The following is a 21,710-nucleotide window of genomic DNA, read 5'->3' on the forward strand; positions in this document are numbered from 1 at the left end:
ACCTCGTGTGGCAAGGAAGCGGTTAGTGCCTATATATAGCGACGAGAGAGGGTGTCCCGGTCCTTTTGGGACACCCTCTTGTACGATCCATCTCCTTGATGGAAGTTTTGCTTTCTTGTGCACGGAACTCATGTTTCGCGGCCTTTGCATATTATACAAAAAACAGCCCATCAGCGGTTGCGCGAGCTAATCCCCGGCCTCCTAGAAGGCCGGTGAAAAACCACTGTCAACTCCCGATCGGCGGCATTTTCATTCAGAAGAGAAAGCGGATTCTGCAAGGTTTTTCTAATTGAGAAATGAGTGGAATCAGTCGTTTTTGCACTAAATCACCCGCCCCCTAGAGATGGTCAAACGTGTTTGGCCCTTGCCAGGAGGGCGTTTGGTGCGTTCCTAACGAGGCGAAGGCCGGCGTTAAAACGATTGGGTTAAAAATATCATGAATAAAATGCCGACAATAAACGCATACGTTGCTGCTCGTTCGTGTCCATCGCCATGGCTTTCCGGAATCAGCTCTTTGTAAATAATAAACAGCATGGCTCCGGCAGCAAACGCCAATCCATACGGAACTAAGCCGCGAAAGACGGAAGTCAAATAAAAGCCGAGCAGCGAGGTGACGATTTCAACCGCCCCCGTTAACGTGGCGATCAAAAAGGCTTTGAAGCGGCCGATTTGCTGGTTGACTAAAAACAAGGCGACTAGAAATCCTTCCGGCGCATTTTGCAAGCCGATGGCTAAGGCGATCAAATTGCCGATGGAGGAAGCGCTGTCCGAGGCGTAACTGACTCCGACCGACAGCCCTTCCGGAAGGTTGTGCATTGTAATGGCAGCGATAATGAGCAGCGCCTTTTCATCAAATTGCAAGCCGCTTTTTGTATGTTCCAAATCTATATGAGGCACAGTCATTTCAAGCAGCGTTAAAACAAGCACCCCCGCCGCCAATCCGATCAAAAGCGCCCCAAAACCGCCGGTTTGCAATGCTTGCGGGATTAGGCTAGCCATGGAAGCTGCCATCATAATGCCGGCAGAAAAGGCGAGCAACATGTCGCGCCACCGATGGGTGAGCGATTTGGCCATAAACAAAATCGGCACGGCGCCAAGCCCGGTCGATAAGGCGGACAGCACGCTGCCGACCAACACTTCGCTCATCGAATCCCTCCTCCTCATCCTTTATTCTTTTCATATGCGCTGGCAAAGAAAACGTGACAATCGCCCAAAGAGGCGGCGATTTCGTACAAAATTCTGCGATTCCATCTCGTTCTCAGTCAGAAAAGCTTGGCGAAATCAGCCTGCTTTTTTGGCAAAATGCCGCTCATTCCCTTCATCAATCGGAAAACGCCTGAAAAGCAGGGCCGATGCAGCATTTTCGTTAGAGAAATGAGATTGCCCATCGTATACGATGAAATTACCAGCCTCCTAGAAAGCTGGTGAAAAACGGCAGATTCCCTTCATCAATGAGGGAACGCGTGAAAAGTAGGACTGATGAAACAAGGTTTTCGAATGGAGAAATGACACGGCAAAGCCGTATCCACGAGTCAATCCCCGGCCTCCTAGGCGCTGCTACATAGGCTGTCATAAAGCAATTCCGGCTCAATCCCTTGGCAAGCTGGCACGGTGACAAAAAGAGCGATGCCGCCAAAAACAAGCGCGGCTTATATGATAACTTATCATAACGGAATTGGAACGGGGTTGGCGAGAAAAATGCATACATAAAAAAACGGTTGCCTGCTCGTTTTCTGTTCCAGTATAATTGCAAGTAAGAAACGGCCAAATGCAAAGGATTGGATGTTATGGAACAGAAAGGACAAGCACTCGAGCAATCGTTAAAATTATTTATCGTTCTCTCGCGGGCGTATCGTGCGGTCAGCGATCAAGTCAACAAATCGATCCACTCATTCGGGGTCAATCCCACGGAGTTTGCCGTGTTGGAACTGTTATATCATAAAGGCGATCAACCGCTCCAGCAAATCGGTGAGAAAATTTTGCTCGCCAGCGGCAGCATCACGTACGTTGTCGATAAACTGGAAAACAAAGGGTTGATCGTCCGCCGCGCTTGCGAGCGGGATCGCCGCGTCACATACGCTTCGATTACGGAAGAAGGACGGCGGTTTATTGAGCGCGTTTTTCCAGAACACGCCGAAACCATTCATGACACCGTGTCCGCGCTTACGGCAGAGGAGAAGGAGCAGGCCATCGCTTTGTTGAAAAAATTAGGATACGGGGCGAAACATGCCCTTACCGATCGAGACTGACGGTGTGTCAGTCTCTTTATTTTTGCCGAAAATGGATACGTTAATAAAGAAAGCAACAACGCCAAAGGAGGGAACGTGTATGATGATTCCCGTGGGGGTGTCGAACCGCCACATTCATTTGTCGAGCGAGCATATGGCGGCGCTGTTTGGCGAAGGCGTCGAGTTGACGGTGCTCAAGCCGTTGTCGCAGCCCGGGCAGTTTGCGGCGAACGAGACGGTGACGGTCGAAGGGCCGAAAGGGAAAATCGAAAACGTCCGCGTCCTCGGTCCCGTCCGTTCGCTGACGCAGCTCGAGATTTCGAAAACAGACAGCTTCAAGCTCGGCGTCGCGCCACCGGTTCGCTTATCCGGCGACATTGACGGAACGCCGGGCATTACGATTCACGGACCGAAGGGGACGGTGACCGTCGACAAAGGGGTGATCATTGCCAAACGGCACATTCATATGACGCCGAAAGATGCCGAGACGTTCGGCGTTCGCGACAAGCAAGTCGTGAAGGTGAAAACGCAAGGGGAGCGGGCGCTCATTTTTGATGAAGTCATCGTCCGCGTCAGCGACGATTTTGCCTTAGATATGCACATCGACACGGATGAAGCGAACGCAGCCGGCCTGAAAACGGGCGATTATGTTGAGCTGCTTCCGTCGTGAAAATCATTCGTGTCAAAGGCGAACAAAGCGCCCTCTCGTTTGTACCGAGAGGGCGCTTCCCTTTAACGCGGACGCTTCTTCTCTGATCGATCTAGGGTGCCGATGAGATGAAACGGCGCATCACGTCGAATGGCATCAATGACACCGCCGCTGATTGATGACAAGGGCGTGCATGGCCGCTCCTCCTTTCGGGTTAATGCAGCGATTCGTTCAAATAACGGTCAAACCATTCGACGATATGGCGAAGCCGCTCGAGGCGAAGCGTCGGGTTGCCGGTGCGCGACAAGTCATGGTTGGCGTCCGGAAAGCGAACGAATTTCGTTTCTCGCCCGAGTTGTTTCAAGGCGATAAACAGCTGTTCCGCCTGCTCGATCGGGCAGCGGTAATCGCGCTCACTATGAAGAATAAGGAGCGGCGTGTTCATCTGTTTGACGTATTTGAGCGGCGAATGATGCCAAAGCCGCTCGGCGTCTTCCCACATGTCGCAGCCGACCTCCCATTTGGTGAAAAAGTAGCCGATGTCGCTCACGCCGGAGAAACTGAGCCAGTTGGAAATCGAACGTTGGGTGACGGCCGCTTTGAACCGGTTCGTATGCCCGACGATCCAGTTTGTCATAAAGCCGCCGTAGCTGCCGCCGGTGACGCCAAGCCGTGTTTCGTCAATGAAGTCGAATTGGCGAATGGCGGCGTCGACGCCGGCCATAATGTCTTCATAATCCATGCCGCCATAGTCACCGCGCACGGCATTGACAAATGCTTGGCCATATCCGTGGCTGCCGCGCGGGTTCGTGAATAAGACGGCATAACCGCGCGAAACGAGCAATTGAAATTCATGAAAAAAGGTAAATCCGTACATCGCATGCGGCCCGCCGTGAATTTCGACGATAAGCGGCGCCTTTTCCCCTTCGCCAAGCCCGGGCGGTTTCATGATCCAGCCTTGAATGTCCGAACCGTCTGTTGATTGGTAGGTAAACGGTTCGGCATCAGCGAGCGCGACTTCGTTCTCGAGCGCTTCATTGACCGTGGTGAGCCGCGTTTTTGCGCCGCTTTCAAGTGAGATGGCATACAAATCCCCAATCACTGTCGGCTCGCTAATCGCGGCAACGGCCTGCTGTTCGTTCGGATGGACGGCGAGGCCGTATACATGGAAGTCTCCTTCGATGATCGGAACGACGGGTCCGTCAAGCGGGATGAAAAATACGTTGACGCGCCCGCGCTCCGAGGCGGTGACATACAGGCCGCTCCCGTCGTTTGCCCAAATCGGGCCCGGGCCTTTCGCATCAGCGTGCATGTCGCCGATCATCGCATCGCCGAGATGGACGTCCCAATCGGCGGTCAGCACCCGCGCCGTTCCACGCTCCGGCTCAAAAACGTAAAGCCGGTGAAGCGTCGCCCCGAGATAAGCCAAATCATGGCCGATGGCGGCGAGTTTTGTTCCGTCCGGCGACCAAGCGAGCGAGGTGAAGGTGCCGCATCCGTTCGTCACATTCGTTTCCGCTTTCGATTCGAGGTCAAGCAGCACAATGTCGCGTGTAAAGACGGTGTCGGGATCTTCGTTCCGGTTGGCCACAAAGGCAAGCGTCCGTCCATTGGGCGACACCGCAAACGAACCGATTTCCTCCTCGCGGCTCGTTAACGCTTCCGCTTTTCCCGTCGCCGCATCGATGCGCACGAGCACCGGTCGTTTGTCGTCAAGAAATCCTGCCGCGTCTGATTTGTAATAGAGACGCTCGACTACGCGCGGTTTCGGGTCCGCCGGCTTCGCTTCCTTTTTTTCCGGCTCTTCGCGGTCGGCGATCGTTTCGTCGTCGCCGATCGTCGTTAGGGCGATGAGAAACGTTCCATCCGGCGCCCAAACGTAATCGCGCACCCCATTTTTGAAAAACGTCAGCTGGTGCGCTTCGCCGCCATGGGCAGGCAATCGCCAAAGCTGTGCGCGTCCGGAGCGGTCGGATAAAAAGGCGATCTCTTCCCCCGTTGGGGAAAAGCGCGGTTTCGTATCGCGCCAGCGCCCGAACGTCCATGGACGGACGGAGCCGTCTTCGCTCCACATCGATAGATGCGAGCGGTACTGTTTTTCCTCGTCGATCGATTTTTCCACAAACACGACGCGCGTCCCGTCCGGGGCGTAGTGCGGGTCGCGCACGGAGCGGAGGCGAAGCAAGTCTTCTGCCGTCATGCCGCGGCGTTTCGTTTCGTGTTCGCTGTTCATGCCTGATCCCTTCTTTCGTAAGAAATGCTTGGTTGATAGATTGTTTCGCTTTTCGAAAGAAAAATCCTGCTTTTGGTGAAAAAAAAACGAACGTCCGTTGAGACGGACGCCCGCTTTCGATTATGCCGATCGTTTTTGTTTTTGTCGCTCGTGCTGTGCTGCTTTTCTCACTTGCGGGTAAAAGATCAAACCGCTCGCGAGCAAAGTGAGACCAAAGAGGAACGTTTTGATGTCCGCCGTGCCAGCGATGACGACCCAGACCGAATAGACGGTCGCTACAGCGGCAACGACGCCATCCGTTAGGCGGCTGCGCTCCCCTTGATATGTTTCGCCCGTGATGACAAGCTTTAATTGAAAGACGGACGCAATCAAGTACGGGACGAGGTACGCCAGCGTGGCGATGTAAATGACAAAGTCAAACGCCGCGGCCATCGAGTGGGAAATCGTTGAAAAGATAAACAGCTGGGCCAACGCATTGGACAAGGCCAATGAAAAGCTCGGCGCCCGTCTGTCGTTTTCCTTTAAAAAAGACGGCAAAAACATCCCTTGTTTCGCCGCTTGGTACGGCACCTCAGCGCTCAACAAAATCCAACCGAGCGTTGAACCGAGCAAGCTGATGAGGCCGAGTCCGGCAAGCACGTAGCCGCCGATAGGACCGACGATGGCGACAATGGCATCGACGAGCGGTTTTTCCGATTGAATGAGCTTCTCTTGCGGCAAGACGCCCATCACCAAAAAGCTGATGCCGATATAAATGGCCAAAGCGATCAGAAGACCGGCGATCGTCGCCCGTTTGACGTCCGCCTGTTTGCGGGCCCGCGCTGCGAACACCATCGCCGATTCAACGCCGACAAACGCCCAGAGCGTCGCTAACGCGGCGTTGTTGATTTGCCCGAGCAGGCTGATCGCTTGCCCATCCCCGTCATAGCGCGGAGCGTCAAGCGGGCCGATGACCGCCTTGTCAAAGGCAAACAGCGCGACGACGATAAACAGGAAAAAGCCGAGCACTTTGGCGGCGGTAGCCACAAAATTGAGCTTTCCAGCATTTTCCACCCCGCGCAAAATGATGGCATGCATCCCCCAAAGGAGCGCCGTGCAGACGAGAAACGTCAGCAAATTTCCTAGTTTCAAAGGAAACGAACCGATCATGGCCACGGTGTGGTCGCTTGTCAAGACAGGAAAGAATGTCGATAAGTAGCTCGCAAACGTTGTGATGATGGCGACATTGCCGGCAAAGTTGCCGACCCAATAGCCCCATGATGACATAAACCCGGATAAAATCGACCAGTTCGACCCTTTCGGGAACAGCTCTTTCGCGTAAATTTGCGGCCCGCCGCTCAAGTTCGGTTTGCGAATCGCTAAGTTTCCAAACACAAGCGCCGTCATCAAAACGCCCGTTCCGGTCAACAGCCAAGCGAGCATGACGCCAAGGGGGCTGGCAGCCTCCGCGAGCGAACGCGGCAGCATAAAAATTCCCGAACCGACCATATTGCCGACGACTAGCGCCGTTAATACCCAAACGCCTAGTTTTTGTTGCTTGCCCAACCGCTAACACTCCTTTTCGAAAAAAATATGCACCCGCGCCTCTTCAGCGGGTGCATGGCATGTTCGCATCCAGACTGAATGGCGATAGCGCTCCATCGCCGTAGGCGATGGCAGTCCTGCGCCTGTTCGGCCGCAGTCCCAGCTTGCGGCGCCGGAGCGCGCCGCAAACTTCGGCGGTGAACCCTTTCCCGCTGCGTCATCAGCCGCTCCGAGCCTCGGCAGCGCTACTTTTGTTCACCGCAACCTCTATCCCATTGGTGGAGAGGGGGTATATGGTTGCCGACATTATCGTACTTAATTCGACAAAAAACGTCAAGTTGTTTTTGCTGGAAACGGTGCCGAACCGTTCGGATGGAAAAAGCCGGTACGAAGCGGTTTTTCACCAGCCTTTTAGATGTCTTGTGAAAAACGGTTGTTTCTTTTGACCGGTGGGGGAGCGTTTGAAAGACGATCCTGATGCGACAAGGCTTTTCTATTGGAGAAACAGGTTTGATCAGCGGCTTGCTTCCTTAAATCACCGACCTCTTAAAGGCTGGTGACTTTGGTCGATGAAAAAAAGTGTGCACTGTTGCAAGGCTTTTCTATTTGAAAAACGATGCTGGGAAGCGGTTGCGCGAGTAAATCACCGCCTCTTAGAAAGATGTGGGACGGAAGAAGGATGTTCCCGCTTTTTTCGGATCGTCCGGGCAAAATTCAAAGGTTGGAAAAGGCAGGAGATTTTTGCACGACGGCGAATAGACAAAAAGGGCGAAAAAATACGAGCCCAATGCATGGTGATGAGATCATTCGTGAAGAGAGAAGGGGATGACGATGAAATTTTCCGAGTTTCGCTATGAGCGGCCGGACATCGATCAGTTGCAGGACGCGTTTCAAGAAGCGCTCGATGCGTTCCGCCGCGCCGGGAGCGCCGCCGGTCAGCACGAGGCGATGAAACGGGTGAACGAGCTGCGCCGCCGCTACAGCACGATGGCGAATTTGTGCCACATTCGCCATACGATCGATACAAACGATGAGTTTTATAAGAAAGAACAAGACTTTTTCGATGAAACGGAGCCGATCGTCAAAGGGCTCGTCAACGACTATTACCGCGCCCTTGTCGAGTCGCCGTTTCGCGCCGAGCTCGAAAAAACGTGGGGGGCGCAGCTGTTTGCCTTGGCGGAAACGCAGCTGAAAACGTACGCTCCGGCAGTGATGGAAGACTTGCAAAAAGAGAACAAGCTGGCAAGCGAATATACGAAGCTGATCGCCTCAGCGAAAATCATGTTTGAAGGCGAAGAGCGGACGCTCGCCCAGCTGCAGCCGTTCGTCGAATCGCCGGATCGCTCGGTGCGCAAACGGGCGAGCGAAGCGAGGTTTTCGTTTTTCACCGATCATGAAAAAGAGCTTGATGAGCTGTACGATGAGCTCGTTCATGTGCGCACGGCGATCGCCGAGAAGCTCGGGTTCAAAAATTTTGTCGAGCTCGGTTATGCCCGTTTAGGCCGGACCGATTACAATGCTGAGATGGTCGCCAACTTCCGCCGGCAAGTGAAAACGCACATCGTCCCGCTCGCCGCCAAGCTGCGCGAGCGCCAGCGGCAACGGATTCAGGTCGACCGGCTTACGTATTATGATGAGCCGTTCATGTTCCCGAGCGGCAACCCAGCGCCAAAAGGGGACGCCGCTTGGATCGTTGACAACGGCCGGCGCATGTATGAAGAGCTGTCGCCGGAAACGGGCGCGTTTTTCCGCTATATGATCGAACATGAACTGATGGACCTCGTCGCCAAAAAAGGGAAAGCGAGCGGCGGCTATTGCACGTATATTGACGACTACCAAGCGCCGTTTATTTTCTCGAACTTTACCGGAACATCCGGCGACATTGACGTATTGACCCATGAAGCCGGCCATGCGTTCCAAGTGTACGAAAGCCGCCATTACGATATCCCGGAATACAACTGGCCGACGCTTGAGGCGTGCGAAATCCATTCGATGAGCATGGAATTTTTCACGTGGCCGTGGATGGAGCTGTTTTTCGCCGAAGATGCCGACAAATATCGGTTCGCCCATTTGAGCGACGCGCTCTTGTTTTTGCCGTACGGCGTCGCGGTCGATGAATTCCAGCACGCCGTCTACGAGCGCCCGGACATGACGCCGGCCGAGCGGAAGAAAACATGGCGCGACATTGAGAACGTGTATTTGCCGACAAAGGATTACGACGGCCACGATTACCTTGAACGGGGCGGCTTTTGGCAGCGGCAAGGGCACATTTACACCGATCCGTTTTATTACATCGACTATACCCTCGCGCAAGTGTGCGCGTTCCAGTTTTGGAAGCGGGCGCAAGACGACCGGGCTGCGGCGTGGCGCGACTATGTGGCGCTTTGCCGATTGGGCGGCAGCCGGCCGTTTACCGAGCTCGTCCAATGCGCCAACCTCCAATCGCCGTTTGCCGACGGGGCGGTCGCTTCGGTTATCGGCCATATCGAGCGGTGGCTGGACAGTGTCGATGACAAAGCGTTGTGAATGAAAAAGGTGGAACGGCATCGTTTCACCTTCTTTCTTCAAGACGGAGAAGCACTCATTGCGCTAGGGGGAAAAACGATGATTCGGAAAGCAGTTTTCACTGATGCGCCGGCGATTGCCGCTGTCCATGTGGAAAGTTGGAAGACAACGTACAGCGGCATCGTGCCGGACGCGTACTTGGAGACGTTGGCAGTGGAAGAAAAACAAGCGTTATGGGAGAAGGGGCTCAGCCAAGCGGACCATTCCGTGTTTGTCGCCGAGGAACACGGGCGCGTCGTTGGATTCATCTCCGGCGGACGAAACCGGGCGAGCGACGGCCCAGCGGCCCGATATGACGGGGAGCTGTACGCGGTGTATTTGCTCAAAGAGGCGCAAGGAAAAGGATGGGGACGGCGGCTTGTGCAAGCCTTGGCCCGCGACTTGGCGCAAAAAGGCATTCATTCGCTCGTCGTCTGGGTGCTTGCCGACAATCCGTCACGCGGTTTTTACGAACGGCTTGGCGGTGAAAAACTGGCCGAGGAAAGGGTGGAAATCGGCGGAACAGCGTTATCGGAGTGGTGCTACGGCTGGCAAGACATTCAAACGATGAACTAGTTTGACAACGAATATGAGACGTACGAACAGTTTTTGCGCGCGGTGTTCTCCAACCGCTACGCCTTTGTGAAAACGTATCTGCCGGCGATTCGCGTGCTCTGGCAGGAGCTGGCCTTTCATTCCGAGATTAAACAGTGCTTTCAACGCGTGTTTACCGAGCATGTGTATCCAAAATTCGCCCGCATTGTCCGCCATTTTCAAGAGAAAGGGGAGTTGGCCGAGCTGCCGGTCGATTCGGTCATCCGCTTGACGATCACATCGCTCGCCGGCTTTTTGGCCGCCCGCTTTCTCCTTTTGCCTGACCACAACTGGGACGATGAGGCCGAAATGGAACGGACGATCCGCGTGTTGATGAACGGTCTGCGGCGCTAACCGGCCGGCTTCCGCCAAGGAGCCGGCCTGGTTGCTTTCTTTCGCATAACGGAGGATAGCTTCGGCATCAAGCAGCGACGGACGTGCGTTCGGTCAAAACGTTTGACCGAACGGCCGTCATGTTCTGGCACCGCCGTCTTCCGAAATGACGCTGGACCCTTTGTTTGGATCGAACGATGGATACCACTGGACATCATTAAAAATATGGACAGGGGATCGCTCTTTGTCCAAGATGAGAAGATTGTACCGCAAGTCTCCATGATTGATTCGATTGATCAAATCTTTTGGTATATCGTCTATCCATGAGGAAGAAATGGTGATGGTATATGACAACTGTCCGTTGGCCGGCAAAGGGCCTTTGACGACGTTCGAACGGTCAACATGGGTCACGCGAGAAAGTTCCTCTGGATATTGAATGACGAAATAGTAATCTCGATACTGTTCAAGCAACTGATACAGCTGCTCTGAGAGGGTGTAATGCATCGTCAAGTGAATCGATCGGCTCGTTGCTTTGGCGGTAAATTCATTGACTAAAAAATGTGGCGGCAGAAATTTCTCCTCTAGCGATAACGGCTTCTGTTCCTTTTTTGCTTTTTCCTTTTGCTCGTTTCCTTGCGCCGCTTCTTTCTCTCCATAGTGCGGAGCGGGGGTAGGATCATGTCCGCGCTCGCACGCCGCCAGCAAGAGAACGCCGATAAAAAGAGGGTAGAAGAACTTTTCCTTCATAAAATCACCCATTTCATGAAGATAAGTTGGGGGAATTGGATTCCCGCCTTTTCAGATGCCAAAACCAAGGCCGAGAGACAGGATCGCTTTTTACGCTACAAACACTAACAATATTTTCAAATTGATTGTCTCATCAAATAAGAAAAATGCCAAGCACAACCGTTAGTGAAAATTCGACATCTTTCGACTTGTGGTTTGTGGTATTGGTCATAAAAAAACGCCTCACCTTTTGTTCAAGGTGAGACGATGTTCGTCAGACGGTTATGAGGCGATTTGCGCCACGATGGCGTCTCCTTCAACATCGATGCGGATCGCGCGCACCGATTGGTCAGCGTCAAGCAGGCAGTCGGCGATGTTGTCTTCGACATGCTCTTGGATGACGCGGCGGAGCGGGCGGGCGCCGAAGGCCGGATGGTAGCCGAGTTCGGCCAGTTTTTCTTTCGCCGCTTCCGTCACGTCGAGTTCAATGCCTTGTTCGCGCATCGCCGCTTTGACATCGGCGAGCATCAAGTCGACAATCTCAAGCAAGTGCGCTTTTTCGAGCGGCTTGAACTCGATGATGGCGTCGAAGCGGTTCAAAAATTCCGGCTTGAAGTAAGCGCTGAGTGAGTCAAGGACGCTTGATGGGCCGCCGCTTTGTTTTTCAAAGCCGACGGTGATTTTTTTGTCGGTGACGCCGGCGTTGCTTGTCGCGATAATGACCGTGTCTTTGAAGCTGACGGTGCGGCCTTGGCTGTCTGTTAAGCGGCCGTCTTCCAAAATTTGCAGGAAGATGTGCTGCACGTCCGGGTGCGCCTTTTCAATCTCGTCAAGCAAGATGATGCTGTACGGATGGCGGCGCACTTTTTCCGTCAGCTGACCGGCTTCTTCAAAGCCGACATAGCCCGGCGGTGAACCGATCAGCTTCGAGACGGAATGTTTCTCCATGTATTCGCTCATATCGAGGCGAATCATGGCGTCTTTCGTGCCAAACAGCTCTTCGGCGAGCGTTTTGGCGAGCTCCGTTTTCCCGACGCCGGTCGGGCCGACGAACAAGAACGAACCGATCGGACGGTGTTTCGCCTTCAAGCCGGCGCGGCTGCGGCGAATGGCTTTCGCCACTTTTTTCACCGCTTCCGCTTGGCCGATCACTTTTTTCGCCAAGTTGTCTTCGAGATGTTTCATTTTTTCTTTTTCATCGGCTTGCAGCTTGCCGACCGGGATGCCAGTTTTCTCGGCGATGATTTGCTCGATGTCAGCAACATCGACCGTCGGGCGTTCTTGCGCGACGCCTTGTTCGAGCTGTTTCTCCAGTTTCAGCTCTTCATCGCGCAGTTTCGCCGCCAGCTCATAGTTTTCTTCTTTCGCCGCTTGTTCTTTTTCTTTCGCGATTTGCATCAGCCGCTCTTGCAGCTGTTTTTCATCGGTCGGGCCGAGGCGCAAGTTCGCTTTCGAACCGGCCTCGTCCAACAAGTCGATCGCTTTGTCCGGCAGGAAGCGGTCTTGGATGTAGCGGTGCGCGAGTTTAACGCACGCTTCGATCGCCTCGTCTGTATAACGAACGTGGTGGAACTGCTCATATTTTGGTTGAATGCCTTTTAAGATGGCGATCGCTTCGTCAACGGTCGGTTCGTTTACGATGACCGGTTGGAAGCGGCGTTCAAGAGCGGCGTCTTTTTCAATGTGCCGGTATTCTTTCAACGTCGTTGCCCCGACGACTTGCAGTTCACCGCGGGCGAGCGCCGGTTTTAAAATGTTGCCGGCATCCATCGACCCTTCGGCAGCGCCAGCGCCGACGAGCAGATGAATTTCGTCAATGAACAAGATGACGTTTTTCCGCTCTTGCAGTTCGGCGATGAGCCGTTTCATCCGCTCTTCGAATTGACCGCGGATGCCGGTATTGGCGACAAGCGATGCCACATCAAGCAAGTACACTTCTTTGTTCAACAATTTTTCCGGCACGTTTCCTTCGGCGATTTTCAGCGCAAGCCCTTCAACGATCGCCGTTTTCCCGACGCCCGGCTCCCCGATCAACACCGGATTGTTTTTGTTGCGGCGGTTCAAAATTTCAATAACGCGCGCAATTTCTTTGTCGCGGCCGATGACGGGGTCGATTAAGCCCGCTTTGGCCATTTGCGTCAAGTTGCGGCCAAATTGATCCAAAAATCCTCCGCCATGACGCTGCGGGTGTTTGGCCGCTGTTTCCGGCGCGGCCGCTTGCGCGTTGGCCGCCGCCAGATGACCAGCGAACCAGTCGTCAAACGAAAACGGCGAAAAGCCGAAGTTCATTGGAATCGACAGTTGTTGTTTTTGTTTTTCATAGCATGTATGGCAAAGATGAAGCTGTTTTTTCTCACCATTCCATTGCAAGTTGACAAACACCGTTGCTTCACGTTGTTGGCATGCTTGGCAACGCATGAGGAATACCCCCTTCTCCGTTACTAGTAGTTTGACTTTGACTTTCTTTGACCTTCTGACTTTATTATACTTTGACCTTTTTTGACTTTCAAGTGTTTTGTGCAAAAAAATTTGTGATAACGATGAAATGTTTTTGAAAAAATGGTGAAGACTAATAGAGGTGGGACGAAGCTATGATAAACTGAAAAACAGAAAAAGAGACTGTTTTGTTCACCTGTCCGGTCGGGCAAATGGCATGACAGCTCTTAGATGGAAAGGAGAACAGGAACATGAAACGGTTCGCGTTAGCGTGTGCGGCCGTGTTGATCGGCCTCACAGCGGCGGCCTGCTCGGACAACAATAAGCGGGCAGAAGCGCCGGCTGTGCTTGATGTGAAGATGGAGATACCCGATCATATCGAGTTGAACAAGCCGACGAAGCTCGCTTGTGTCGTGACGTATGGCGGTGAAAAAGTAGACGATGCGAGCGAAGTAAAATTTGAAGTGTGGAAGCACGGCGCCGGCGATCGCGACATGCTGGAAGCGAAGCGCGATGGCAACGGGCGCTATTCGGTCACCAAAACGTTCACCGAAGCGGGGACGTATTCCGTTGTCGCCCATGTGACGGCGCGCGATATGCACAACATGCCGAAAAAAGATGTTGTCGTCGGCAATCCAAGCCAAGCGGCTGAAAAAGGAGAATCGGACAGCCACCCGTCCGGCGGGGCGGATCATCAGCACGGTGAGGCAGACCATCACCACGACAACAGTGTGTCCATGTCGTTATCTTCCCATTCGGTGACAGCCGGAAAACCAGCGACCTTAGCGGTTCGCATCATGAAAGACGGAAAGCCGCTGACGAAGGCGACCGTCCGTTTTGAGATTTGGCAGGCGGACAACAAACATGAGTTTGTCGAAACAAAAGAAGCCGGAAACGGTGACTATCAGGCGGAGGTGACGTTTGCTACGCCGGGAACGTATTCCGTGAAAGTGCATGTCGAAGCGGCCTCCCTGCATGAACATCAAGTCGAACAAGTGATGGCGCACTAACGAAGACGAGGGTGTCCCAAAAGGATCGGGATACCCTCGTCTTCGTTACCATTCTTTCGTTGCTACCTAACGTGCTGACTGCTTCTGCAGCACTATATGTTGTGTCGATCTTGAAGGCAGACAACCTTTTGGGTCAGCACCGTTTTTTCTATTCTTGAAGGCAGACAACCCTTTGGGTCAGCCTGTTTTTTCTATTGAGGAACATTCTCCGGTTCGGCCGTCTTTCTTGTCCGCTGCGGACATATACATGGAATGAAAAGAGAGGGCAAGAGAAGGAGATGGCAGACGGTGAGAAAAAAAACGGAATGGGCGGAGGCGTGGCAAATTGCCGCCGTGTATGTCGGTACGGTGATCGGCGCTGGATTCGCGACGGGCAGAGAAATCATTGAATTTTTTACCCGGTATGGAACAGCGGGGACGATCGGGGTGGCAGTCAGCGGCGCGCTGTTCACTTGGGGCGGGGCGCGGCTCATGGTGATGGCGCGCCGCCTTGGCGCCGCCTCTTACGATGAATTGAACCGCTATTTGTTCGGGAAACGGCTCAGTCCGCTAGTGACCTTCGTGATGACGTGCATGGTGGCAGGGGTGACGGCGGTGATGATTGCCGGGGCGGGCGCGGTGTTTGAAGAGCAGCTCGGCTGGCCGCGGCAGGCGGGGATTGCGCTGACGCTTGGCGCGGCGTTGACGGTCATGTTGCTCGACCGCAAAGGGCTGTTTGGCGTGAATGTGTTTGTAGTGCCGATGATGGTGTTGTTTAGCGTCACGATTTTGCTCAAAATGGCGACAGCCGGGCATCTATGCCGACCGGGGGCAACAGCAGCGGACTATTCGCTGAAAGCGATGATGGCGCCGTTTTCTTATGCGGCGTTTAACTTGGCCATGGCGCAAGCGGTGCTTGTTCCCGTCGCCCGCGAAGCGGCGAATGAGCGGGTGGTCAAGCGCGGCGCGGTGTTGGGCGGCTTGCTGCTGACGGGGCTGCTGCTGTTGAATCATACGGTGCTGTTGTCGTTTCCGCATCACGCGGGCGATGAAATCCCGATGGCTCAGGTGGTTCGGACGTTTTTCGCCGTGCTTTATTGGTTTTATGTCGTCGTGATTTACGGGGAAATTTTCACCTCCGTCATCGGCGGATTGTTTGGGCTGGAACGTCAGGCGCGCGCCTGGTGGCCCGGGGGTGGGAAACCGCTTGGGGTGCTGCTTGTGCTGCTGTTTGCCGCTGTCAGCCCGTTTCGCTACGGGGAGCTGTTGTCGATGGTTTATCCGTTGTTCGGTTACATAAGCGTTTGTTTGTTATGGCTTCTTTGGCGCCGGCGCATGCCAAAGCGGTAAACAAGCCCTTTTGTTCCTTGCCCAAGCGGCCGAGAAGCAAAAGGGCTTGCTTTGATAAAACCGGTCATTGAAGGGAGGTGGGCCTGTCACCAACTTCAACGGTTTTCTCGGTCTTTTCGAAGTGAAAGCGGGAAATCATCTTATCCAATTCGCGCGCTGCCGCTGCCAGCGCATCCGCTTCACGCGCCAGCTGATGAAGAGCGAGCGTCTGCTGTTCGAGCCCGGCCGATGTTTCATGAACCATGTTGGAAAATTCGGTGGCGACAGTGCGCACGCCTTCCATCAATTCGCCGAGGCGTCTGCCGTCGGCGGTGATATCGTTGACGTAGGCTTCGTTTTGTTGAAGCAAGCCGTTCAGCTGTGCAAACATGTTGCCGAGCGCCGTGAATGTTTCCCCGGTTTTCCACAGCGAATCTTTCGTTTTTTCTACGTGCCGGCCGCTTCCTTGCGCGGCATCGACCGCTTCTTTGAGCGCGTTCGCCATAGCGTCGAGGGAGGAAAAAATTTCTGACGCAAACGCGTTCGTGTCCTCGGCGAGTTTGCGCACCTCTTGGGCGACGATGGAAAACCCACGCCCCGCCTCGCCGGCCCGCGCCGCCTCGATCGACGCGTTCAGGGCGAGCAAGTTCGTCTGTTTGGCGATCGTGCGAATGGCGGCGATCATCTCATGAACGCGCCCGGCTTCTTTGGCCGCCTTGTCGATTAAGGCGGTCGTCTCCCCGATGCCGATCTGCATGGCATCCATATTCGTTTTCGTTTCGTCCATGAGGCGAATGCCCTCAGCCGCCGATGACCACGCTTCATCCGCCTGCCTGACGACCCGCTCTACAGCGGAACGCATTCCTTGGACGCGCTCGACCATTTGTTGGATGACGTTATCGGCTTGTCGGACGGCATCGGTTTGTTGCTTGGCTCCTTCACGGAACGTTTCCACTGCGGCAGCGATTTCGTCAAACGATTCGGACAAGCGGCGCATTTCCATTTGCTGCTCATGGCTGACATCCCGCACCGTTTTCGCTGCTTTGCCGAGCTCGGTGATCATCGTGCGGATGCCGAGAATCATTTTGTTGATTTCGTAAGCGATTTGGTGAAATTCGTTCCGTTTCCCCGCCGTTTCCACTTCGGCGTGCAATTGGCCGGAAGAGGCGGTGCGGGCAACGCGGTACCAACGGCGCAGTTCGGTTGTCAGCCGCCGTTCCCAGAAAAACGAAAGCGCTGCGCCCGCTATCATCGCGGCCAAGGCGGCCAACCAGACAGGCAGCCCAGCGGCCGCCATTCCCCCGCCAACTGCGACGGGAAGGGCGACGAGGCTGGCGAACACCCACGGCAAATACGGGCGATGCATGAGCCGCCCCAGCCGCAAATTGATCCGTCTTCCACTCGGCTCTGTCCAAAGCGGGCAGCTAGCGTCAATCAACACTTCGCCCGTGTCGCGTTCGTACACTTGCAATAGCGGCTCATTCGTGCGGGCGGCGGCGAGCCCGACCGGATCGGCGAAGGTTCGCCCTTCGCGTAGACGGTTAGTATGGATGAGGCCGTATCCGTTTTCGTCGACAACGACAAAGTATTCGTCATGGCCGAGCCGCTCATCCAACAAGGCGCGGAGGCGGTCAAGCTGCTCCTCAAGGGGGCGCGTCGGGTCCATGGACCGCCGCAGCCATTCCGCTGTTTCTGTCGCTTTTTTCAACGCCTGTTTCGCGCGGCGTCGCTTCGTCAAGTCACTCATTCGGCATTCTCCTTTTTCTTTTCGTCAGTCTTTTACACGCGTCCAGCCAAAGAGCACGCACTGGCGTGATAGGGAAGAAGACGCCTCCTTCTGGTCGGCACGTTTCACCAAGGGGGCTATTTTTAATAATATATAGAAGATTTTGTCGAATCAATAGGAGATCAGAGGGGGATGAAGAAAAATCATCGATGGTTGGAAGTGGACTTGAAAGCTGGCGAAAAAAATAGATTCGCTCGATTGATGAGAAATTACAAGGAATGACATGATGACGTTGCAAGGTTTTTCCGTTTGAGAAACATGGTTGGAGAGCAGTATTTCCCTTTAAATCACCAACCTTCTTGGTTCGTCCGCCTCCAAGTCGGCTGCTGAGGATGAATAAAACTCATGGATAGCTGGGAGACTATGGCGTAAACGGAAAAGCGAGGGGATGGACGTGGGGTTGTTCACGTTTTGGAAAAATAAGAAGAAACGCCCTCCCAAGCGCCCTGTTTCGCAGCTTTGGGAACAATTGCGGCAATCGAGCGACTTTGCCGAAGTATCGTTTCGCGTTGGAGGCAAAGAGCTTTCGATTTATTATTTTGATTCACTCGTCGATCCCCAACTGTTGCAAGAGCGGATTCTTTGCCATCTGCAAAATGACATTCCAAAGCATCCAGACGTCCGGCTGGAAGATTTGCAGCAAATCGTGCCGATTCAGCGCATTGAAGTGAGCGAAGACACGGCGCTGATCGAAGAAAAAGTGCTGAAAGGATTTGTCGCTGTCACCTTCCGCGAGCAGCCGAACAAAGCGGCGCTTATGAGCGCCCCGGCTGACAATTTAGGGCTGCGGGAAAACAACGATTCGGAAAATGAGTTCAGCGTCGTCGGGCCGAAAGTCGGGTTTATCGAAAACATCGGCGTCAACCTTCATCTCCTCCGGCGGCAAATCGCCATCCCGAATTTGGTGTTTCGGGAAATGGCGATCGGTTCTGTATCGAAAACGAAAGTCGTCGTCGCCTATATCGACGGCGTGGCCAATCCGGAAGTGGTGCAAACGGTGACGCAGCGGCTTGAGACGATTCACTTTGACGTCGTGTTTGACAACGCGATTTTGGATCAGCTGCTCGCCGACAATTCGCGAACGCCGTTTCCGCTCTTTATCTCGACCGAGCGGATCGATCGCGCGGTGTATGCCCTCATTTCCGGGCAAGTCGCGGTGCTTTGCGACGGTTCGCCGTATGCGGTGATCGGGCCCGCGGCGCTGTTCGATTTTTTTACGTCGCCGGAAGATTACTATTTGCCGTGGGTACTCGGTTCGTTTTTTCGGCTGATCCGGTTTTTCGGCGTGGCGTTTTCCGTGCTGGCTTCGCCGGTTTATGTGGCCGTGTTGACGTATCATTACGAAATGATTCCCGAGGATCTGCTCGGCCCGATCATTTATTCGCGTTCCAATGTGCCGTTTCCACCCGTGCTCGAAGTGCTGTTTTTGGAAATTACGATTGAGCTGCTGCGTGAAGCCGGGGCGCGGCTGCCGACGAAAGTCGCGCAGACGCTCGGGATTGTCGGCGGGATTGTGATCGGGCAGGCGACCGTCGATGCCGGTTTGACGAGCACGATTTTGTTGATTGTCGTCGCCTTGGCCGCGCTCGCGTCGTTTACCACACCGATTTTCAAAATGTCCAACACGATTCGGTTCATCCGGTTTCCATTCATTTTGTTTGCTGCCGGCTGGGGCGGGGTCGGGATTGCTTTTGCCGTCTGTTGGCTGCTCATTCATTTAGGCCGGTTGCAGTCGTTTGGGTATCCGTATTTGGTGCCGTTTTATCCGTTGCGGTTTCCGCATTTGAACGATACCTTTATTCGCTCCCCGTACAGCCAAGCGGCGGAGCGGCCGCAGTTTCTTCGCCCGCGGTCGCGGTTTCGCTTTGACCCGAAGGAGGCGAAGCAAAAGCGCGATATTGATGAGTAAAGTACGATGACCGACATGATCGCCGCCCGTTTTGACGAGAAGCAAAAGCGCGATATTGATGAGTAAAGGGGGATGTTGATGCGGCGCGGGTGGCTATGGATCGGGGCGCTGCTGTTGCTAGGCGGGTGCGCCAGTTCGTCACGCCCGATCGACGAAATTCAAATTATCCAGCAGATGGGATATGATTTTGAAAACGGTCGTTATACAGGGACAGCCGTGTACCCGACATTCAAACAAGGACCGATGACGAAACCGAACATATTGACGACGACGTCGCCAACGATTTACGACCTCATTCCGCGCCTGTCGTCGAAATCGCCGTTGCCGATCGAGGAGGGGCAGCTGCGCCTCATTTTGTTCGGCAAGGAGTTTGCGAAGCGGGGAGTGACGCAGATTACGCACAGCTTGGCACGCAACAACAAAGTCGGAAGCCATTTGCTGCTTGGCGTGGCCAAAGGCAGCGCCAAGGAGCTGTTGCACATCACAGCGAAGACAACGCTCAGCGATACGCTCTATTTGCCGAACCTCGTCGAGCAAAATGAACAGTCGATGAACTTGCCGAAGACGAACTTGCATCTGTTTTTGTATCGCTACTTTTCCCCGGGGAGCGATCCGTTTTTGCCGTACTTTGAGAAAAAAGGCGATTTTGTGAAGCTCGAGGGGCTCGCGTTGTTTCGCGACGACAACTATGTCGGGCACGTCAGCTTGCGCGATGCCTTTTTAATGAAAATTTTGCTCGGGGAAACGAAAAACGGTGTTTATCAGCTGAAGGTTGGCAATCGCGGAAAACAAGGCGAGGATCGGGTCATGCTGCAAAACTTATGGGCGAAGCCGAAATATGAATGGAAACGTGACGGAAGCCGCCATCGCCTCGATGTGTTCGTTCATATTCATGCCTCGGTGCGAGATTATCCGTCATGGCTCGATCCGGTCATGGGGAAGCAGTTGGATAACGTGAGAAAAAAAATGGAAAGCGAATTGGAGCACAATATGGAACGTTTATTCCGCTCTTTTCAAAAAAAACGAATTGACCCGCTTGGCTTCGGCGATTTTGTCCGCAGTGTGACAAGACATTGGGATCAGGCTGCGTTTTACCGCGAATACCCGGACTTGGACATCCGCCCCCATGTGACAGTCGACATCGTGCACACGGGCATTGGCGAATAAGACGGGGACTATGAGGAGGGAAAATCATGAAACAACCGATTCCAGACCGGTTTCTCATCTCCCCGTTTTTCGTTTTTTTCGTCGTCCACGCTACACAAATTGGGATTGGGGCGCTCAGCTTCCAACGGCCGCTGATGAAAGCGGTCGGGCAGGATGCCTGGATGGTCGTGCTTCTGACCGGGTTGGCTGCCCACTTGTTCATTTGGTTGATGTATCGCCTGCTTTCCCACGCTCCTTTCGGCGGGGATATCGTCTCGCTTCATCAACATTATTTGGGCCGGTGGTTTGGCGGCCTGTTGAGCGTAGGGGTGCTGTTTTACTATTTGTTGGCGGCGCTGACCGTGCTGCAGGCGTACATTGAAATCATTAAAGTATGGGTGTTTCCGTTCATGGGAACATGGCAGTTCAGCCTCATTTTTTTGGTGCTCACCTATTACGCCGTTCTTGGCGGATTCCGCGTCGTGGCGGGACTGTGTGTATGGGGGGTGGTCATTCCGCTGGCGACCATTTTCCCGATGTTGTTTTTCCCGCTGGAGTACGCGCAGTATCGAAACTTGCTGCCGATATTCGATCATTCGTTTGGGCAGCTCGTTAGCGCATCGAAAGAGATGACGCTGCAATATTTAGGATTTGAAATGTTGCTCATGTACTACCCATTTGTGAAAAACGCGCCGTCTTCGCAAAAATGGGCGCATGCCGCCAACGGTTTTACGACCTTCATTTACCTTGTCATCATTCTTATCTCGATCGTGTTTTATAATCAAGAACAAGTGCAGCACTTAACATGGCCGACGTTGACGCTGGCGAAAATTCCCGAAGTTCCGTTTATCGAACGGATGGAATACATCGTCATCTCGATTTATGTGCTTGTCGTGTTTCCGATTATCACCCTCTCGGTTTGGGCGGCGACGCGGGTTGTGAAACAGCTGTTTGCCGTCCAGCAGCGCCGGTCGCTGCCTGTGCTTCTTGTCATTTTGTTTATCGGCACGCTCTTGCTTCAAGAGAAAGCGGACATCGAACGGATCAGCCAATGGACGGCCAAGCTCGGATTGTATCTTGTCGCCGTCTATGTTCCGCTTTTGTGCGTCAGCGTGTGGGTGGTGGAAAAGGTGAAAAAAACGCTACAACAAAAGCCGTAAATATGGTATAGTGAGAAAGAAAACAGAAGAATACAATTCCGTACGTTTGTACGGGAGAGGTTTCTAGCAACACCCTCTATAAAAAACTAGGGACGGCTGTATCCTAGGGGTATGGCCTTTTTGT

Annotated in this window: 15 protein-coding genes, 1 pseudogene and 1 riboswitch; of the genes and pseudogenes, 10 read left to right on the forward strand and 6 right to left on the reverse strand. The window is 53.8% G+C overall.

Annotated features, from left to right (window positions below; translation table 11 throughout):
* Positions 1-411: 411 nt before the first annotated feature.
* Entirely contained in the window at positions 412-1,146 is a 735-nt protein-coding gene (locus GC56T2_RS04695) for a ZIP family metal transporter (RefSeq protein WP_144973415.1), read from the reverse strand.
* A 641-nt stretch (positions 1,147-1,787) separates the two neighbouring features.
* Here GC56T2_RS04695 and GC56T2_RS04700 point away from each other — a divergent pair.
* Positions 1,788-2,249, forward strand: a complete 462-nt coding sequence (locus tag GC56T2_RS04700; protein ID WP_144973417.1) for a MarR family winged helix-turn-helix transcriptional regulator — start codon at positions 1,788-1,790, stop codon at positions 2,247-2,249.
* A gap of 79 nt (positions 2,250-2,328) precedes the next feature.
* Positions 2,329-2,898 (forward strand): phosphate propanoyltransferase, encoded by a 570-nt coding sequence (locus GC56T2_RS04705; protein ID WP_172418596.1) that lies wholly within the window; start codon positions 2,329-2,331, stop codon positions 2,896-2,898.
* A gap of 193 nt (positions 2,899-3,091) precedes the next feature.
* Here the strand turns inward: GC56T2_RS04705 and GC56T2_RS04715 are convergent, their stop codons facing one another.
* Both GC56T2_RS04715 and GC56T2_RS04720 read right to left on the reverse strand, forming a co-directional pair.
* Positions 3,092-5,110 (reverse strand): S9 family peptidase, encoded by a 2,019-nt coding sequence (locus tag GC56T2_RS04715; protein ID WP_144973419.1) that lies wholly within the window; start codon positions 5,108-5,110, stop codon positions 3,092-3,094.
* Between the two features lie 120 nt (positions 5,111-5,230).
* Positions 5,231-6,655, reverse strand: a complete 1,425-nt coding sequence (locus GC56T2_RS04720; RefSeq protein ID WP_144973421.1) for an amino acid permease — start codon at positions 6,653-6,655, stop codon at positions 5,231-5,233.
* A 77-nt stretch (positions 6,656-6,732) separates the two neighbouring features.
* Positions 6,733-6,912: riboswitch (Lysine riboswitch) on the reverse strand.
* A gap of 553 nt (positions 6,913-7,465) precedes the next feature.
* On the opposite strand from GC56T2_RS04720, the gene GC56T2_RS04730 reads away from it, so the two are divergent.
* From GC56T2_RS04730 to GC56T2_RS04740, 3 genes and pseudogenes are all read left to right on the forward strand, one after another.
* Positions 7,466-9,160, forward strand: coding sequence for a M3 family oligoendopeptidase (locus GC56T2_RS04730; RefSeq protein WP_144977044.1), 1,695 nt, complete (start codon positions 7,466-7,468; stop codon positions 9,158-9,160).
* A 78-nt stretch (positions 9,161-9,238) separates the two neighbouring features.
* Positions 9,239-9,754: a GNAT family N-acetyltransferase gene (locus GC56T2_RS04735; protein WP_144973423.1), complete on the forward strand. Its 516-nt coding sequence runs from the start codon at positions 9,239-9,241 to the stop codon at positions 9,752-9,754.
* A pseudogene (locus GC56T2_RS04740) lies at positions 9,755-10,126 on the forward strand (TetR/AcrR family transcriptional regulator); the annotation flags it as partial.
* 117 nt (positions 10,127-10,243) lie between these two features.
* Here GC56T2_RS04740 and GC56T2_RS04745 read toward each other — a convergent pair.
* On the reverse strand, positions 10,244-10,852 hold the full coding sequence (locus GC56T2_RS04745) for a hypothetical protein (RefSeq protein WP_144973425.1): 609 nt from the start codon (positions 10,850-10,852) through the stop codon (positions 10,244-10,246).
* Positions 10,853-11,113: 261 nt separating this feature from the next.
* A complete protein-coding gene (locus GC56T2_RS04750; protein WP_144973427.1) occupies positions 11,114-13,249 on the reverse strand; it encodes an ATP-dependent Clp protease ATP-binding subunit in 2,136 nt (711 codons plus the stop codon).
* Between the two features lie 269 nt (positions 13,250-13,518).
* On the opposite strand from GC56T2_RS04750, the gene GC56T2_RS04755 reads away from it, so the two are divergent.
* The gene (locus GC56T2_RS04755) at positions 13,519-14,277 is read left to right on the forward strand and encodes a FixH family protein (protein WP_144973429.1); all 759 of its coding nucleotides are present in this window, start codon (positions 13,519-13,521) and stop codon (positions 14,275-14,277) included.
* 288 nt (positions 14,278-14,565) lie between these two features.
* Positions 14,566-15,606: a YkvI family membrane protein gene (locus GC56T2_RS04760; protein WP_172706099.1), complete on the forward strand. Its 1,041-nt coding sequence runs from the start codon at positions 14,566-14,568 to the stop codon at positions 15,604-15,606.
* A 64-nt stretch (positions 15,607-15,670) separates the two neighbouring features.
* Here GC56T2_RS04760 and GC56T2_RS04765 read toward each other — a convergent pair whose 3' ends face one another.
* Positions 15,671-17,332, reverse strand: a complete 1,662-nt coding sequence (locus GC56T2_RS04765) for a methyl-accepting chemotaxis protein (protein ID WP_144973433.1) — start codon at positions 17,330-17,332, stop codon at positions 15,671-15,673.
* Between the two features lie 433 nt (positions 17,333-17,765).
* On the opposite strand from GC56T2_RS04765, the gene GC56T2_RS04770 reads away from it, so the two are divergent.
* From GC56T2_RS04770 to GC56T2_RS04780, 3 genes are all read left to right on the forward strand, one after another.
* Positions 17,766-19,280 (forward strand): spore germination protein, encoded by a 1,515-nt coding sequence (locus tag GC56T2_RS04770; protein ID WP_144973434.1) that lies wholly within the window; start codon positions 17,766-17,768, stop codon positions 19,278-19,280.
* Positions 19,281-19,358: 78 nt separating this feature from the next.
* Complete coding sequence (locus GC56T2_RS04775) at positions 19,359-20,447, forward strand: Ger(x)C family spore germination protein (protein WP_144973435.1); 1,089 nt, start codon at positions 19,359-19,361, stop codon at positions 20,445-20,447.
* Positions 20,448-20,473: 26 nt separating this feature from the next.
* A complete protein-coding gene (locus GC56T2_RS04780; RefSeq protein ID WP_144973437.1) occupies positions 20,474-21,586 on the forward strand; it encodes a GerAB/ArcD/ProY family transporter in 1,113 nt (370 codons plus the stop codon).
* The last annotated feature ends 124 nt before the right edge of the window (positions 21,587-21,710 follow it).

Origin of the sequence: Geobacillus sp. C56-T2 (assembly GCF_007829715.1) — a bacterium.
Classification (GTDB): Bacteria; Bacillota; Bacilli; order Bacillales; family Anoxybacillaceae; genus Geobacillus; species Geobacillus icigianus.